The 15,711-nt window shown below is 59.0% G+C and carries 15 protein-coding genes; all 15 read right to left on the bottom strand.

What is annotated here, in order from left to right; all coding sequences use genetic code 11:
• Positions 1–621: 621 nt before the first annotated feature.
• Positions 622–1,056 (bottom strand): hypothetical protein, encoded by a 435-nt coding sequence (locus tag NG99_RS03000; RefSeq protein ID WP_034888280.1) that lies wholly within the window; start codon positions 1,054–1,056, stop codon positions 622–624.
• 352 nt (positions 1,057–1,408) lie between these two features.
• Complete coding sequence (locus NG99_RS03005; RefSeq protein ID WP_034888282.1) at positions 1,409–1,669, bottom strand: PerC family transcriptional regulator; 261 nt, start codon at positions 1,667–1,669, stop codon at positions 1,409–1,411.
• Between the two features lie 69 nt (positions 1,670–1,738).
• Entirely contained in the window at positions 1,739–2,017 is a 279-nt protein-coding gene (locus NG99_RS03010) for a YdgH/BhsA/McbA-like domain containing protein (RefSeq protein WP_034888296.1), read from the bottom strand.
• A 170-nt stretch (positions 2,018–2,187) separates the two neighbouring features.
• Positions 2,188–2,925, bottom strand: coding sequence for a carbonic anhydrase (locus tag NG99_RS03015; RefSeq protein ID WP_034888364.1), 738 nt, complete (start codon positions 2,923–2,925; stop codon positions 2,188–2,190).
• A gap of 463 nt (positions 2,926–3,388) precedes the next feature.
• The gene (locus NG99_RS03020; protein ID WP_084110373.1) at positions 3,389–4,786 is read right to left on the bottom strand and encodes a VasL domain-containing protein; all 1,398 of its coding nucleotides are present in this window, start codon (positions 4,784–4,786) and stop codon (positions 3,389–3,391) included.
• Positions 4,787–4,882: 96 nt separating this feature from the next.
• Positions 4,883–5,128 (bottom strand): PerC family transcriptional regulator, encoded by a 246-nt coding sequence (locus NG99_RS27920; protein WP_072017522.1) that lies wholly within the window; start codon positions 5,126–5,128, stop codon positions 4,883–4,885.
• Positions 5,125–6,240 carry a type VI secretion system ImpA family N-terminal domain-containing protein gene (locus tag NG99_RS03025; RefSeq protein WP_084110375.1) on the bottom strand — a complete coding sequence of 372 codons (1,116 nt, stop codon included), beginning with the start codon at positions 6,238–6,240 and terminating at the stop codon, positions 5,125–5,127. The genes NG99_RS27920 and NG99_RS03025 overlap by 4 nt, the downstream gene beginning before the upstream one ends.
• A gap of 158 nt (positions 6,241–6,398) precedes the next feature.
• Positions 6,399–6,617: a hypothetical protein gene (locus NG99_RS28780; protein WP_157032539.1), complete on the bottom strand. Its 219-nt coding sequence runs from the start codon at positions 6,615–6,617 to the stop codon at positions 6,399–6,401.
• Positions 6,614–6,868, bottom strand: coding sequence for a hypothetical protein (locus NG99_RS29065; protein WP_157032540.1), 255 nt, complete (start codon positions 6,866–6,868; stop codon positions 6,614–6,616). Before NG99_RS29065 ends, NG99_RS28780 begins: the two co-directional genes overlap by 4 nt.
• A gap of 22 nt (positions 6,869–6,890) precedes the next feature.
• On the bottom strand, positions 6,891–7,343 hold the full coding sequence (gene tssE / locus NG99_RS03035; RefSeq protein ID WP_034888300.1) for a type VI secretion system baseplate subunit TssE: 453 nt from the start codon (positions 7,341–7,343) through the stop codon (positions 6,891–6,893).
• The gene (tssJ, locus tag NG99_RS03040; protein ID WP_034888302.1) at positions 7,343–7,888 is read right to left on the bottom strand and encodes a type VI secretion system lipoprotein TssJ; all 546 of its coding nucleotides are present in this window, start codon (positions 7,886–7,888) and stop codon (positions 7,343–7,345) included. Before tssJ ends, tssE begins: the two co-directional genes overlap by 1 nt.
• Positions 7,866–8,951, bottom strand: coding sequence for a type VI secretion system baseplate subunit TssG (tssG, locus tag NG99_RS03045; RefSeq protein WP_034888304.1), 1,086 nt, complete (start codon positions 8,949–8,951; stop codon positions 7,866–7,868). Before tssG ends, tssJ begins: the two co-directional genes overlap by 23 nt.
• Complete coding sequence (gene tssF / locus NG99_RS03050; protein WP_034888306.1) at positions 8,915–10,669, bottom strand: type VI secretion system baseplate subunit TssF; 1,755 nt, start codon at positions 10,667–10,669, stop codon at positions 8,915–8,917. The genes tssG and tssF overlap by 37 nt, the downstream gene beginning before the upstream one ends.
• 40 nt (positions 10,670–10,709) lie before the next feature.
• On the bottom strand, positions 10,710–12,293 hold the full coding sequence (tssA, locus tag NG99_RS03055) for a type VI secretion system protein TssA (RefSeq protein ID WP_034888308.1): 1,584 nt from the start codon (positions 12,291–12,293) through the stop codon (positions 10,710–10,712).
• Positions 12,293–15,706 carry an ImcF-related family protein gene (locus NG99_RS03060; protein ID WP_034888310.1) on the bottom strand — a complete coding sequence of 1,138 codons (3,414 nt, stop codon included), beginning with the start codon at positions 15,704–15,706 and terminating at the stop codon, positions 12,293–12,295. Before NG99_RS03060 ends, tssA begins: the two co-directional genes overlap by 1 nt.
• Positions 15,707–15,711 lie beyond the last annotated feature (5 nt).

The following is a 15,711-nucleotide window of genomic DNA, read 5'->3' on the forward strand; positions in this document are numbered from 1 at the left end:
GGATTTGCGGTGCTGATGAAAGGTTTAGTGGTATGGTTCCATTTAAAATACATCTGGTGCGGCGACCGGTTGCATTTTCTGACGCCCAGGCCGGCACGCATGCAACGAAATCGCTGTCGGACAGGCTGCATGAAATGGAGGAAAAGCAATGACTACCGATGCCGGTTCTGGATCAGTGCGACTTAAAATGTATCTCGGGTTTGAGATACGGAAAAAATGGCATTTTCATACATATACTTACGCTGAGCAGTGTCATAAAAGCGATGTGCCGCGCTGATATTCATGTTCAGGCGCTATTCTGTCTCTTAACCATGAACTATGTCGATGACAGCATTAATCGTTCTGGCAATACCCCTTACGGTTGGCAGAGCCGTGTCGGCGACTGTGTAAAAACTCACCCAGAAGCATATATGGGAAATGGACAATATGAACAATAAACCATAACACTGGGCTTAGATAAATATAAAAGTTGACATGAAAGTATTACATTACACGCACAGTGAAATTACAATAAATACAGTTAATTAAAGCCCTGTAACACTGAAGATTTCAACAATTTCTTGCCATAAGCAATTACCATACTCCAACTAGACGAGGTGACGGAATTTTCATGTTTCAAATTCAATCACTCTCCGGACAGCTGATCCCGCAGACAGGGCACCATGCCTTACCTTTACCCTTATATACAACATTAACTTTCTGCCCGTTTTTCAGGCAAAGCTTACAGAGAACTGCATTTGAATCTTTCGCTTTATCACCCAGTACGTTCAGGCTGCCAGCTTCACGCTCATATACAGCACCGCCGATGATATTACACCCTCGCTTAAACTCTGACATAACACGTTCTAACTTTATCAGTTTACCTTCGGCATGTTCCAGGCACCTTTTATTTTCACTGACAGCTTTAATTAACTCAACACTTTGACACTGCAACTTCAATATAATATTGATAAATTCAGACTGCATGCTTGACAATTCCACGTTATCAGCCGAAACATCCCCCGCCCTGGCAGGTCCTGACGCCAGGAATATGGACTGCAAATCTCTGTTTTCCATTTTCTCACCCTTCATTTATAAAAAAGAATTAGTGATATTTAATGAGGATACGACACCACCTCATGCCTGTAACAACCCTCATATAAAGAACTAAACCTAAATTGACTTACAAACGTTTACTGATGCCTTTCACACCGTGAAAAAACTTTCAGTTCGTGATATGACAGGTGGCACAGAAAATATGCCCTGCAACCAGCCAACACGTCGCTGTCCTGATAAAAAAAGTGTAACGTCAGCAAACACTCAGAAGGGTTTTATACAAATAAAGCAGGCGTTTGCAGCATCAACAGCGCAGCAACAAGGATGACTGTTTTTGTTCCTTCCTGGACTGTGTGACTGGGGGCCACTCGCCTTACGACTTTTGATGCTGCCCCATACGCTTAAGAGTTACTGACGCAGCCCGACTGATGGCCACCAGACTCGGCTTCTCAGGTATGGGGGCGGCAGGGAGCCTGGTCTGGCAGTAACGGCGCCGGTTACATATCCACGCACGCTGGGCAGGGCTCAGCCCGGATTGCATCATCACATCCAGCCAGCGAGCAGAGGCCCGGCGCCAGAGTCCGGCATTCTCCAGCATCTGTGCTGTTCCGTCACAGACATAACCTGCGTCCATCTCTTCCTTTCCCTTACCCGTTTCTGGTACCTGGTCTTCCCTTATCTCTGTGCTGCGCAAACCTGTGACTCACTCCGCGTCTCTTTCAAGAACCAGCGCGGTTCCACGCCAGTGACTCGAGTCCCCCGCCTGACTCAGCGAAGTGATATAAATATACTCGCCGTTTTTCTTCCCGGCTTCAGCCTTCAGCGCATTCACCGCGTGAGACTTACCGCCACGCACGCCAAAAATAGAGATGCGGTCTTTTATGGTATAACCCGCAAGATTTGCATCCGACACCACGTCCACCGCCAGCGCTGAGCCGGACAGCAACAGTGAGAGCGCCAGGGCGGCTGTGATTTTCTTCATTTTTTACTTCCCTTTACTGTTCAGTTTACAGGACGCTGACTCTCTGTCAGCATCCTGAGTTATACCGGGCTGCGACTAAACGAAAAGGCAACCCGCCGCAGTTTTTCCCCCCAGCCGGGCAGGATGACGGAGTATATCCGGAGCACCCCGCGCGGCTGCAGGACGTGGCGTTACAAAAAATCAACCTGTCCGTCATTCAGTGCATACATACAACCGGTGATTTTAATCTTTCCTTCATCCTCAAGTTTCTTCAGTACCGGACTCTGGCTACGGATGTTATCCACCGTAAGCGCCACGTTCATACGTGCAACAGCATCCACAAACTCAGGGTTACTGCCCTTACGTGCGCCGTCATATTCCGTTTTCGCAATTGCCGGACGAATGTGCTTAAGCAGCCCCGTCAGGTTGCCAAGCTCAGCACCGTCTATCGCGCCGGCTACGGCCCCACAGGCCGTATGCCCCATCACCAGCACCAGCTTCGCGCCGGCAACCGCACAGGCAAACTCCATGCTGCCCAGGATGTCACTGTTGCTGATGTTCCCCGCCACGCGGGCGTTAAAGGTTTCACCGATGCCTGCATCCAGCACGATTTCCGCCGGCGCACGGGAGTCAATGCAGCTCAGGATGACCGCAGCCGGAAACTGACCTGCGGCACTGCTGCGCTTCTGAGCCAGATAGTCATGTGGTGCCGGGCGCCCCTCACGAAAACGCAGGTTACCTTCCTTAAAATGCGCAATCACGTCATCCGGCGTCATCCGGTCACGGTCGGCCTGAGTCAGGCTCGCACCAAAGGAAAGGGACGGCAGCGTCAGGCCTCCCACGCCGGTCACAGCAAGCGCGGAAAGCGCCAGGGTTTTCTGCAGCAGGCCGCGGCGGGTGGTGTGACAACAGGCGTCGTTCTGTTTCATGGTAAACCTCATTGTGGTTTCAGATGGAATGCCGGGCACAGCCCTGAATGGCGTCATGCCTGTCAGGTCTGTGCACAGCGGTGCGCTGCCGGGAGGCAGCAGGAGCATCACTCACAACAGCGGTGATGCCGGGTTCTTTCGTATTTCGCGTAATCTTCACCGCAGGCGGCACAACAGAACGCCGTGCCACTGAAGACCGGCAGGTCATGACACCAGAGGCAACGGCCATCCGGACTGGTCAGTGAAGGTTTCCTGGCCGCAAAGGCAGCCCGAAGGAGAATGTCCTCACACGCCTGTGCTTCGTCAGCAGAGTCCATTACTGCCCTCCTGATTTTTACAGGACTGGCAAACGCCATGAAGGCAAGTCTGCCGATCTGCCGGACCGCAGTGCTGCGCCATGTAACGTATCTCCCGCAGCGTCCGGCGCGAACGGCGGATCGGGTACCCCGTACCGTGACGACGCTTATAAGCCATCCTGACCTCCCTTTGCGGACGGCACCTGCGGGGGAACGGTCGCTTCCGGATACGCTGTCGCCATCTGTGCCAGCAACGCATAGCGCGCCTGCAGCTGCGCCAGGTGACGTTCTGCCTGCGTACGTAACGCGGCAGCAGAGGCTGAGGGACCCGGATGCTGCGCCAGCCGGCGAAGGTACTCTTCAGCCGGCACCGTCCGGCTGAGAGCCTGCGTGATGGCAAAAACCTGGGTCTTGAGTTCACTCACAGTCATGTACTCTCCTTTCTTCGGGTCAAGACCGTTCAGCCTGTCCGCCAGCGCCTGCAGCTGCGTCATACCCTGCTGCCAGCCATTAATATCCTCAGGGGGCAGCGCGGCCGCATTCAGGGTCTGCGTCCAGCGACGGTCAAGGGCGGCGGTTTCCGGCGTGGCCGGCCACAGGGCCTGTGCCTGACGGACCAGCGCGCCGGCGTACGCCTGGGACCAGACCGGTGACAGCGCGGCAAGCCGGTCCATCTGCGCCCGGGCCCGCGAAAACCAGACGTCACGCATGTGACTGTCCGGCAGACCTTTCTGTCGCAGGGACTGCAGTTCACTGTCAGTCAACGATGCCGGCAGTTGCGCCAGTGGGGCCATCAGGCGCCCCTCAGCACGGTCCGTACGGGGATGTGTTGCCCACAGCACCAGGGTCAGCGTCACGACCGTTACCAGCACGCCGGCAAGAAAAGGCTTCAATACCGGCATCACGGGTTGCCGGGGAGGTGAAGTGACAGCGGTATCCCGCAGCAGCGCGGGGCGCCGGCCGGATATCGGGGTTTCCGGGGCTGCGGAGGCCTTATCACGCTGCAGGAGCGCTGCGTCAGCCGGGGTGGCGGACACATCCGCTACGGCTTCCAGTCGCACAGCGGCGAGGTGAACCAGCTCCCGGAGGGGAAGAAGTCCGGCCTGATGCTGAAGCTCCAGCCGGCGCAGGGCATCCCCCAGGGTATCCAGGTGACCTTCCGCCTGATACAGCGCGGGCAGATCTGCATAACCCGGCGTCAGAGTACGCAGATGCTGCTGCAACCGGCGGCTGAGCGCCCCCAGAACCGACATGCGTGCATGCGCCTGTAGCGGCCACAGCGCCGGCCAGTGACGGTTAATCAGCGATGAGAGCAGCGCCAGCCCCTCATTCATGCCTGTCAGCCCGCCGCGCTGCGTGCGCGCCAGGGTATACCACGCCGCCGTCTGCAGGTCCGCGCCGTTATGGCGGAACAGGCTGAGGCAGCGCGTTTCGGCCAGCAGCCAGTTCACGTCCGGTCGCGCCGGGTGTGCCAGTTTATTCATCTCACCGCACAGGGCGGTATAGTCAGGCAGCGTCCGCGGGTCACCGCCGGGGCGCAGGAAGCGTCCGGATAAAGTCATCATGCAGTCTCACGAATACGTTGGTCAGAAATCAGAAAGAAAAAACCGGGGCAGACATAGCGACGCTCAGGCCAGGGGAGCGTCACGCTGGCGCAGTCATCACGACCGCTCAACACAGGCCGGCCGCGCCCGGCACTTACTACAGCGGTGGCGCTGGCGGCAGGCCAGGCAGGCACGCCGCAGGGACACCCACTCCCGCTGACCGTGCGTCATGTCCCTTTGCATCAGTACCGTCAGCCAGCGGGCAGAAGCCCTGCGCCACAACCCTGCGGCTTCCAGTCGCTCCGCCTCCTCATCGGATACGCGGACCGGCTGTATCCGGTTAGTCACTCTGACGCAGGTCATCGTCCACCGCCCGTCCTGCGGAGTGGTGCCGTAGTCAGCCGGGTACCATACACAGCCTTATCCGGCACGGGCAGGGCCTTCACCCGGGGGCGGATTTCCGGCGGCGCAACGCGGTACAGTGACTGCAGCGCCGCGTACACGGGCAGTCGCATCTCATCCGCTGAAGGGGCCTTTCCCTGTGACGCTTCCGGCGCATTCAGGCGGACAGACAACGCCTGCAGCGGGGCCAGCCCCTGCTGCCAGCCGGCCACCACCGTATCCGGAGAATCAGGCCAGAGCACCTCAACAGGACGGGAATCAGGGGAAACGGTGCCATCTGATACACCGTTAACCAGATACATCCAGCCATCATTATCTTCCGGCCAGGACGGAGCGGTCTGTGCGGGAGTATCCGGCCAGACAGGTGAACCGGGAGCCAGGGATATACCCCGCAGGGTGCTGGCCCCCCACAGGACCAGTGCCCCGCTCATCAGCATCAACAGCCCGGCCCCCGGGCGCGGGCGCATCCGGACCAGCCAGCGCCTGGCCGCCGCCACACGCACCGCGCGCCGGTCGGGTTCACTGCGGGAAGGTGCTGACCATCTGACGGCCCTCCGGGGCGTCACCCCGCACAATGTCTGCAGCGTGTGACGCAGGGGGGCAAAAGGCCCGGCAGCCTGCTGATGCATACGGCGCAGCAGCAGACCATCCAGGGCAGCGGCATGCCAGCCGGCCCGGTGCAGTAATGGCCGGACACTCATGCAGGGCTCGTTCCCGCTCAGGGCACGCTGCAGCTGAGAAACCAGTGACGTCAGCACCGCCAGTTTCGCCGTGAGCGACACCGGCTGACAGATGTCCCACTGGCAGGCCAGCAGCACCTTCAGCATTACCAGTCCCTCATTCATACCGGCTGGCCCGGCAAGGTGCGTGCGGGCCAGCGTGTACCAGGCCGTCACCTGCAGGTCAGGTTCGCCGTGGGCAAGCAGGCTCACGCTGAGCGAGCTGACGCGGGACCAGTCCGGCTGCGGGCCGTGAGAATGAGACAGCTTTGTTATTTCATGCTGCAGGGCAGCATAATCCGCGAGCCGGCGCGGGTCTGCACCGGACTGTGGCATGAGGCCATGTCGTGTCATCAGAAATGTCCATCAGGTATAAGGGGTAAAGATCAGGCAGAGAAAAAGGCGGCCGGAAAGGAAAGCCAGGAAATGCCCGACTTATCAGTCGCAATATATGGGGGAATAAGTTGCGCCGGTAGTCGGCTCTCCCGCCGGCCGTTATCCCCTGATGTCTCTTAAGGCAGCAGGGGCGCAATCACCGTAAAAAAAGCTTCTTCATCGAGCGTCTGTCGCTGGCCACAAGTAAGGTTAGCAGGCGTGTACGTCCAGTACTGGCTTTCAGCAGTGCGCATAAACAACCGGCACAGCGCCCGCACCTCTCCGGTGATAACAAGGGTCACGTCCACACATCCCGTCACGCCCTGGCCGTATAAAAACGCCGGGGTGAATTTCACCACCCGGTTCTCATAATGAAGTTCAAAACAGGGCACCGTGAACGCGGTGTTGCTGATAAGCATTTCGTCAGGGTGCAGTAACCGTCACTTACCTGTACCTCCATTCCGGCAAGCCAGGTCACCGTGGTATCCTGCAACTGCATTATTCGCTGGCAGAATGCCGCCATATCTGCCGCCGCCCTGGAATCAAAGGAAGTACCGCCGGGCTTCAGGCTCTTTAATTTTTTCAGAAAAAGGGCTTTTGCTGACATGCTTTCCCTCTACGAAGTAAGGTCAGAAGTGAGGACCGGCGTCAGGATACTGCCGTTTAAAATGGCGAAGAAGCACGCGCCCTTCGGGCATAAATTCCGTGCCGTAGCGCACCAGACCAATCCCTTTAAGCTCAGCATCAATTGCATAGCGCAGTTCGCCCGGGATGTCCTGTTCAAGAAGCACCACGTCAATTTTCTTCAGCCGCGGTTCGTATCTGAGCAGCACGCCCGACAGGATCCCCATCAGTTCATGGGCGGTCCCCGGCATACCCTGCAGGAGCCGGGTCATATCCGGCAGACCATAATCCGGGAGATGCGCCAGCGTACCGGCGCGACAGTTAAGAATGCGCTGTATATTGTCGAGAACGGACAGGATCACCTGGTTCTCTTCATTTACCTGCTGCAGCGCCAGCCCTCCGGAAAAGTGGCCGGTCAGTATTTCATACAGCGAAGGCGTGTTATGTCCACGGGGCATCAGTTGTCCTTAAGCGGCTGCAGCGTCAGATGATTGTCACCGGCTTCCAGAATGCGGGGTTTATCCGGTTCCAGCTCGTTACGCCTGATGACCCGCTTCCAGGTGTTACTGACCATATCCGGATGCCGGAACAGCCCCACCACCGCCACAAACTGCGCGCCGGTCTCCATCGGCATGTTGAGGCTGGCATCCCCGCCAGGCTTCACCACCACATCACGGCTGACCAGCAAATCAGCCTTCAGAAGGGTGTCGCCATCCTTCAGCAACTGCGGGTAAACCGTTTTGTCGAAGGTTTTACGGTCTTTCAGTTGCCAGACACGAATAACCACCGGCTCAGACAGCGGGTTACTTTCTCGGGAGTCGGTGTTCAGCGCTTCCCGCGCCGTAAAGTCCAGATGCAGAACCTTAATCTTTTTGTAAAATATGGCGCTGAGGGCCGATTCGGTACCGTCGGTGACGTCCTGCGTCACCCCGCAGCCAACCAGACTGACGGTCAGCAGCGGCAACAGCCAGCAGGCGGTTTTAGTCAAACTTGTACGTAACACGTAGGTTTCCTTGTTGTGGATGCGCAGGCGTCAGCCCGGTGTAATAACCCAGTTCTGTTGTAAAGGTCTGAGGGGTATCGTCCGGGAAGTCGTCGCCTTCGATACCCAGTACGCCGTTCATACCCAGCCAGAAAGGGGCGTCGCCCAGTGGAGGCACGGCCAGCAACCGGGTTGCGGTGGTCAGGGTAATTTTTGCCTTAAATCGCCAGCCCAGATATACCCGCAGCAGGACCAGGAAATCCTGATACAACAGGCCATCCGGCTTCCAGCCCTGCACATCCTGTTGGTTATCCGTCGAGAGGGCAACCAGCAACTGGCTGCCGGCATCCATCGCCTCATCCCCCAGAGGCGTGTTGCCATCCAGCAGAAAATCGTTATCGCCGTAAAAACCCGGCGGCTGACTGACCGCCACCGGCCGCAGGCAGTACGGACTGACCGTTACGGTGGTCTCCGGAGCCAGCAGGGTCACGAGTGCCTGCATACCTTCCTGCGTTTTGCCCGGCTGACGCAGAACGCCAAGCAGCGCCAGAAAGCGCGATACCGGAGTGGCAATGTGGCTGGCCGTGCCGGGGATCCCCAGCCCCACCAGGCCCAGCAGTGACTGCGAGATGCTGTCGGTGCCTCCGGGCTCAAACGAGGCCGGGTAAGAGTATTTACGCCAGATGCGGTAAAACTGCGTCAGAATGCGGTGGCTGAAAATATCCAGGAAGCCCTGCAGCGCCTCGTGGCCTTCCCGGCGCTGGGTGATGTCATCGAGATACGCGGTCGGCAGCGGCGAATCCACGCCGTACATCCCCATAAAGGTGGTCCGGATAACCGGCGGCCTGCCGTCATCGTCCTCATCGTACTCCACCGCCTTCAACTCACTGACCGGGAAGCCCATCCCCGGATGCGGCGTAAATCGCACCGGGTCGTCTGCGGGGTGGCTGGTTGAGCCCATTGGTGGCCGGTCTGGATTCATCTTCTCCAGCAGCTGACAGAGGCGGTAAAAGTTCATGCGGTGAAGGTCTGCGGCCAGCCGCGGGGTCAGCCGGGAATGCGGCGGTTGTGCTTCTCTTCCCATTCCAGGCGCTCTCCGGTCGGTTGCAGGATAATAATCAGGCGGTTAAACAGATAGATGTCGGTATAAAGTGCGAAAAAACGGCTCAGCATCTCGCCGAACAGACAGATATCACCGTGGCCGGCAAAGCCATGACTGTCCAGCGTCACCTCAATCTGTACGCCGCGCACCAGATACCCCTGCTCGAAGCGCTCCGCTTCACTGTGCTTCACGTCAGTGATGGCGTCGAGGCGACGGCGGTTCATTTCGCTGCCGGTCCACTCATACAGCGCCAGCGTACCGCGCAGCACGTCGGCGTTATCCATCATGGACAGGAATCCGCTGCCGAGGTGGCTCAGCACGCGCCAGTGAAAGCGGTCCTGCGCGGGCGGATAACAGGGCAGAGTCGGCGCACAGAGGTTGCACACGGCAATACGGGTGGAGGTGGTTTTCATTACCGTATCGAGTACGGTGCTCTGCAGCGCACGCCGTGGCAGTTGCCCGTTGGTGCCGGTGAGCGTGAGCGACAGGCTTTCGCCTTCCGGCACGGTGTGGTTATCAAACGCTTCGCCGCCAGGGATAAACCAGGTGTTGTGCAGTCCGGACGGGCCACGGCGCATGCGGGTGTGCCAGTAATATTCCGGGGCCTCATGACGCATCATGCCGCCCTTGTGGCGGAAGCTTGAGAACGGCACCCAGGTTTGCTGACCGGAGGACATCACCGAGTCCACGGCGTAAATCTCGGTATGGCCATCCTGTACGCGCATCGGATGCAGCAGGTATTCGGTCTGCAGGGAGTTCAGCGTCAGCGGGTCGGACTCCAGCGGGAACAGGTTAATGACCGGCACGCAGTTCAGGCGCAGATGTTTTCCGGTAAAGCTGAAGTCATGCTCCCAGCGCGCCGCCAGCACCACGTCGATTTCAAACCAGGGAATTTCAGCCGGGAAATCCACTGTTTCCAGCCCACGCAGGCCTGTGAACATGAATTTCTCGCGGAAGGTGAAATACTCCAGCAGCAACTGGTAGCCACTGAAACGACTGTCCCCCTTCGGCCAAAGTGCGTCATCGTCACCAAATCCCAGGGCAGTGAAATACCCGTCAAGCGGTCTTCTGTCCGTGTCACCCGGCATTCGCAGCCACAGGCGCGCGATATTCATGGTAAAGGCTTCATGCATCGCGCAGGCCAGCGGCGCATCGGCATTGAAGTGGAACGGGAGCTCACTGAGATCGACACGGCTCCAGTCCGCAAGGGGACTGCAGTGAAAGCGCAGCGTGATAACCGAGCGGCCATCCGGATCGGTTGCCAGACGGACACGTTCGAGCGACAGCGGCTGAAGGGCGATATCCCGGGTGGTGGTGTACCGGCAGCGCGTGCCTTTTTCACCAATCGGCCGCGAATTCACTTCGAAGCCTTTGACAATACGCACCGGCTCTTTCATTTCACGCCAGTCCGGGGTGAACTCCACCACTGACATTGAGGGAATGGTGCGCAGGTAATGCGGCCACAGCAGGCTGACCAGCCCTTCGGTCAGCTCCGGCAGGTCATCGTCAAGTTTTTCACGCAAACGTCCCATAAGAAAGGCAAAGCCCTCGAACAGACGCTCCACGTACGGGTCGCGCGCGCCCGCTTTATCAAGGTTGAGCATTGCCGCCTGTTCCGGGTGAGCGCGGGCAAACTCTTCGCCGGCCTCAAGCAGATAGCGCATTTCGGCGTCGTAATAGCGCAGCGTTAAATCGTCCATAAGAACCTGAATATGAGTGTTTTAAGGGAGGCCGGGGGGGTTACCCGCAAAGCACCGCACTGCCGGCCGGATCGAGCGCAATGAGCCCTGCCAGAAGCTGATCCATCTCCGGCTGAAGCCGGGATTTACCGGTGTCGCTGCGGGAGGCTTTCATGCGCAGCAGTCTGAACCGCCGTGATTTCACTTCAAACAACAGTGCCGGCGCCCACTGCGTGAGAGTGACAGACTGCGCTGCACCGTCAAGTTCACCCAGCAGATGCAGCGCCAGCTCATTCTTACCCTTCTGTTCCGCCACGCGGGCCATCAGCAGGCGGAGCAGCCATTTGTCTTTCGTGGTATCCATTCCCGGGCGCGTCTGCAGCCAGTGGAGCGTGGCTTCAAGCCCTTCGCTGTCCGCTTTTGCCAGCGCTTCCGGTTCAAGTGCGAGAACATCGTTGTCAGCCGGGATGATGGCACTGACCGGTTCATCCCGCCAGCCGGACATGTCATCCAGCACGCTCTGTTTTATCCAGTTCAGCGTGACCTCATCGGCAAAGGGAGTACCGTCGTTAAACGCCAGCGTTTCAAGCCCGGTGAGGCGACACAGCAGCCCTTTCAGGTCGGCGATGATGATGCCGGCCAGCACGTCCTGCCCGGACTTCACCAGCGCCTGATGGATATACCACTGCAGGTCAAGCCAGAGGTGATTGGCACCGCGCGAAAAAGTGCTGTCCGCCTGTTCCAGTATCTCCGGCCAGCTCTGCTGCAGGTACAGCCGTTTGAGCATCGCCCGCTGGTCGGCCCGCGGCGGTTCGATACGCGTTTTCCCCTGCGCATCCGGCGCCGGAATGGCGCTCAGCGTGTCATGACGCAGGCTTTTCATCAGCCGGTGGGCGGCAAGCCAGCCATCCGGTTGTTCACGCAGATACCCGGTAAGGGCGCGGGCCTGAGCCAGCAAATCCTGACCGGACGTGATGCGGCAGAGCGCCGGTGCAACATGCTCTGCCGGCTGCGCCCCGCAACCGGCGTTCTGCGGCACAACGGCATCCACACCTCCGCCGTTCATCAGACGGGATGCCAGTGCGCTGTACAGCGCATTCAGCGCGGGCCGTGATGCTTCCGGCTCAGCCGCCAGACCGTCACGGATGAGCAGCAGCGCCCCGGCGGTTCGCTGTGCATCCTCAGGCACAACTTCCGGATACAGAGAAAGGCTGTCCAGGACGCGGGCGCCGGCCAGCCACTCCAGCGCGGCACGTCGGCTGCGGGCGCGCTGCGGATGAAGCTGCCCGCCATAGCGCTGCAGCAACCCCGCCAGCAGTTCAAGCCCTTCAGCCAGGCCGGCCTCACCGTCCTGGTGCAGACGCGCCCAGCAGTAAAAAGTGGCAACCCGGATATCCTTGGTCGCCGTGGTCAGCAGTTTTTCAGCCAGCTGGCAAATCAGCGCAGTATCGGTGCCGGAGAGCCTGTTGACCTCCTCGCGGATACGCTGGAAATCATCGTCGTATCCCGGGTCTTCTCCGGCAGGGAGGATATCGCTGACCGGGGCCAGCCAGAGCTGCCAGTATTCAGTGCGTGACTGCGCCTGCTCTCTGAGCAGGGATTCATCCGCCTGACAGGCGGTAACCAGATTCTGCAGCGTATTCATTATTCCATCCCGTCCATGTCACTGTTCCCGTTGCCTGCCATCAGTGCCTGCGCCGTGGCGGCGCTGTCAACGCTGAATATCTGCTCCGGCAGCGTGAAACCGCGCAGGGCCAGTAACGCCAGGGGGCCGCTTCCGAGCTGGGAGCGCAGAACCCACTGCAGGGTTCTGCCATCCGGGGCGGTGAAACTCATCATCCACTGACTTCGGTCAAGCTGCTGACGCGTGCCCTGCTCCAGCCAGCGAATAAAGCCCCAGGTCCCGTCGTAGTCCCCGAACAGTCGCGCACCGGCACTGACAGAGGTCCAGGTCAGCATGGTGCCGGGTTTGTACGTCTCGCCCGGCCAGCGAAAACTCTGCCACCCGGCCATCTGGTTGAAGTAACGCAGCTGCTGGCCATCAATGGTCAGCAGGGTTTCCACCACCTGCGGTGCCGGCCGGGCCTGCAGCTCAAAGCTGATCCCCTGGCTGCCGTCGGTAAACAGAATGTCCGACAGCTGGCTCAGCTGGTTAACGGCCCGCAGGAAGGCCGGGTTAAAGCTCAGCCCCTGGCCGTTGACCTTATCCGGTACCCACTGGCTGCCTTCTTTGTGCAGCACACCGCTGAGTTCCGTCGTCAGGAAGCGCTCAATGCGTCCGCTGTCCCGGCGCACAAATTCGGCGAGCATCGGCAGGGAAGCATCACTTTTACCCGCAGCAAACGGATAGCGACCGTCAAAGGCGGTGTGCCAGTTCGTCACCACCGAGCGGCTCCATTTGTCATTGAGGCTCGCCGCCGACGGCTGAAGCACGGTCTCCCAGGCCTGGGTAAGCGGCTGCACAAACATCGTACGGCCAAAACCGCTCCATTCTTCGCCGAGGCTTGCCGAAATCAGGCTGCCGTACTGCCGGGTGTCCGTTAGGTCCACACTGTTGCCCTGAAAAACGGTCTGCGCCAGCGTCTGCATCATCTCCTGCGGGTCGGTGCTGGCGGCCACCTGCTGCAGGCGCAGACGCACGCGGGTGATACGGGTAAGGTACGTCTGCAGGCTCAGCGAGTTATCTGCCGACATCACGTTGCTCCCCCTGTTTTTCCCCATCAGCGCCAGGAGCGGGCCAAAGGTTTCATCCAGAGGCCCCTGCGGGCCTGACGCAGACTGGTCAATCACGGGCTTGTCTTTTCCGCCCACCAGGTTTTTAGCTGATTTGATGATGGAGTCTGAAAGACCTTCACGCTGCTGGCCGGTCTGTCCCTGCCAGGCAAGAGTGTTCATCAGGGCAATCAGCGGCGACTGACGCACATCACTCATCAGCGTCAGCTGATCGGTGACATCGGCAATATTGTGCGCAGGATTCAGCCACAGGCTGTTGAGAAAGTTCAGCCAGCTGCCGGCAAAGTCGGTGAAGTAGCGCTGAGTCAGGCGGGCTTTCAGCGCTTCCGGCGACAGGTCTGCCGATACTGCCCTGCGGCTGTCGCTCAGCACCCAGTCGATTTCATCCCGGCGTGAACTGGCGGCCTTATCAATTGCCTGCTGAATACTCCCTTCCCATGCCTGGCGCGTGAACATGCCCGGTACCACAGCCCCTGTGGTGAACAGGCTGCGGGCATCGGTACCGCCGGTCATGTCTTCCAGAGAGACATCGGCAAAATTACGTCGCACGGACAGAAGCATGTTTTCATACAGCGTCCCTTCTGCGTTACGGCGACCAATCTGCTGCAACAGCACCTGACGACTCTGGTTCACCAGTTGCGTATCCGGCGTGATTTTCCACTGTGGCTGCTGTGGTAATAAACCAATCCAGAAGGCCCACAAATCCGGTGACAGGCTCTGCCACAGGCCGGTGGAAATACCCATCCGCACCGGCTGAACGGTTTTCATGGTCTGCGCGTAGAATGCGCCGTCGGCTTTATCCGGTCGGGCCATCATCAGCCAGGCTTTCAGCTGGTCATAGCCCGGCCTGGCCAGCTTTGCCCGTCTGTCGCTGTCCGGTGCAGAGTTTGCCAGCACGCTGAGCTTCTGCATGAGCGCCTCATTCGCCGGGTCGCGTATCAGGCGGTTGTTCGCCACGCCATACCAGGGCAGCATCGCGTTAAACAGCGACCGGTTATGGTCCAGGCCGAAACGCTGATACCACGGGGCGCCTTCCTGAATGCGGTGCTGCAGATGACCGGCGTCATTACGCAGGGTGTGCAGGGCCATCAACTGGTAATCCGACACGGAAGGGTGCTCCACCAGGGCATGAGCCTGCTGCGCGACAGAAACTATCTGCTGGCGGTTAACCGCAAAAGACAGCAGTGTTCCCGCACCCCATAAACAGATAATGGCCATCAGGGCCCGGGCGAGCGTCTGCTCCCGGGCCATACCCACACGGCGGCCGCGTATACGGGTGCAGTCGTCAGTGATGCCCTGCCAGGTCGCGGGCAGGGTCAGCGCATGGCGCAGGGATTCAGGAACGTATGTCTCCCGGTCATCCGGAGACGGTTTATCCTCAGACGTGTCCACCGATACTGGCGCCGGCAGACTGAACATCAGGCCACGCAGCGGAACATGCTGTTGTGATACAGACAGCCATGGCACCAGTTGCTGAGTCCAGCGGGCAATACCGCCCTCTTTCAGGGACTGGCCCAGACGCAGCAGGAAATCGTGGCGGTTGTTCGCCATCACCTGCTGCACGCCCTGCGCCCGCAGTACCGGCAGCATCTGTTCAAGCTGACGGGTGATATCGTCAGGTTCTGCGCGCAGCGGGAAGATCGCGCCTGTCGTCTGCTCAGTACGCGTCGTCTGTGTCCACTGACTGTCACACAGTTGCCACAGCCAGACCGGGGCGGAATAGCGCAGCCGTTCGCTGATTTTTTCCAGTCCGCGAAGGTCGCTGTCGCTGATTTGTGGTGTGAGGTTCAGTGCAGGCGGCATCACCCGGACAATCCCATCCAGTGGACAGCCACGGCGCAGTTTACGCAGCGCGGTGTATTTTTCGACGTCAGGATCTGCTGTCAGTCTGCCGCCGTAAATCAGAACGGTGCTGTTGCCTTCAAGCCACTGGTTTTCCTGCAGGCCAGGTACCAGCTGTTCGATCGCCGCCTCATCGCCAGTGACAAGCAGCAGACGGACTTTACGCCGCCACAACAGCGAATACCGTCTTCTGAGATGGCTGCTGAGTGCTGATAAATCATACTGATCCGGTGTTTTTTCATCACTCCCATCACTTTCGCGATCTGGCGTAACGGGAGAAAGATTTTTCTGCCCGGACAAAGTAAAAAAAACCAGGGTACACAGCGCAGCAGTGAGGGTGATGAAACCTGCCAGCACATACCAGAAATTATCGTTACCTTTTCCGGAGGGCAAATGTGTTGTCTGTGCAAGAGCAAAAAGCACCATAAACAGGACGGCCACGATGAGCAGCCCTGCCCCCAGGGGCTTCGAAACCTTTTTCATGCCGG

The organism is Erwinia typographi, assembly GCF_000773975.1.
GTDB lineage: Bacteria > Pseudomonadota > Gammaproteobacteria > Enterobacterales > Enterobacteriaceae > Erwinia > Erwinia typographi.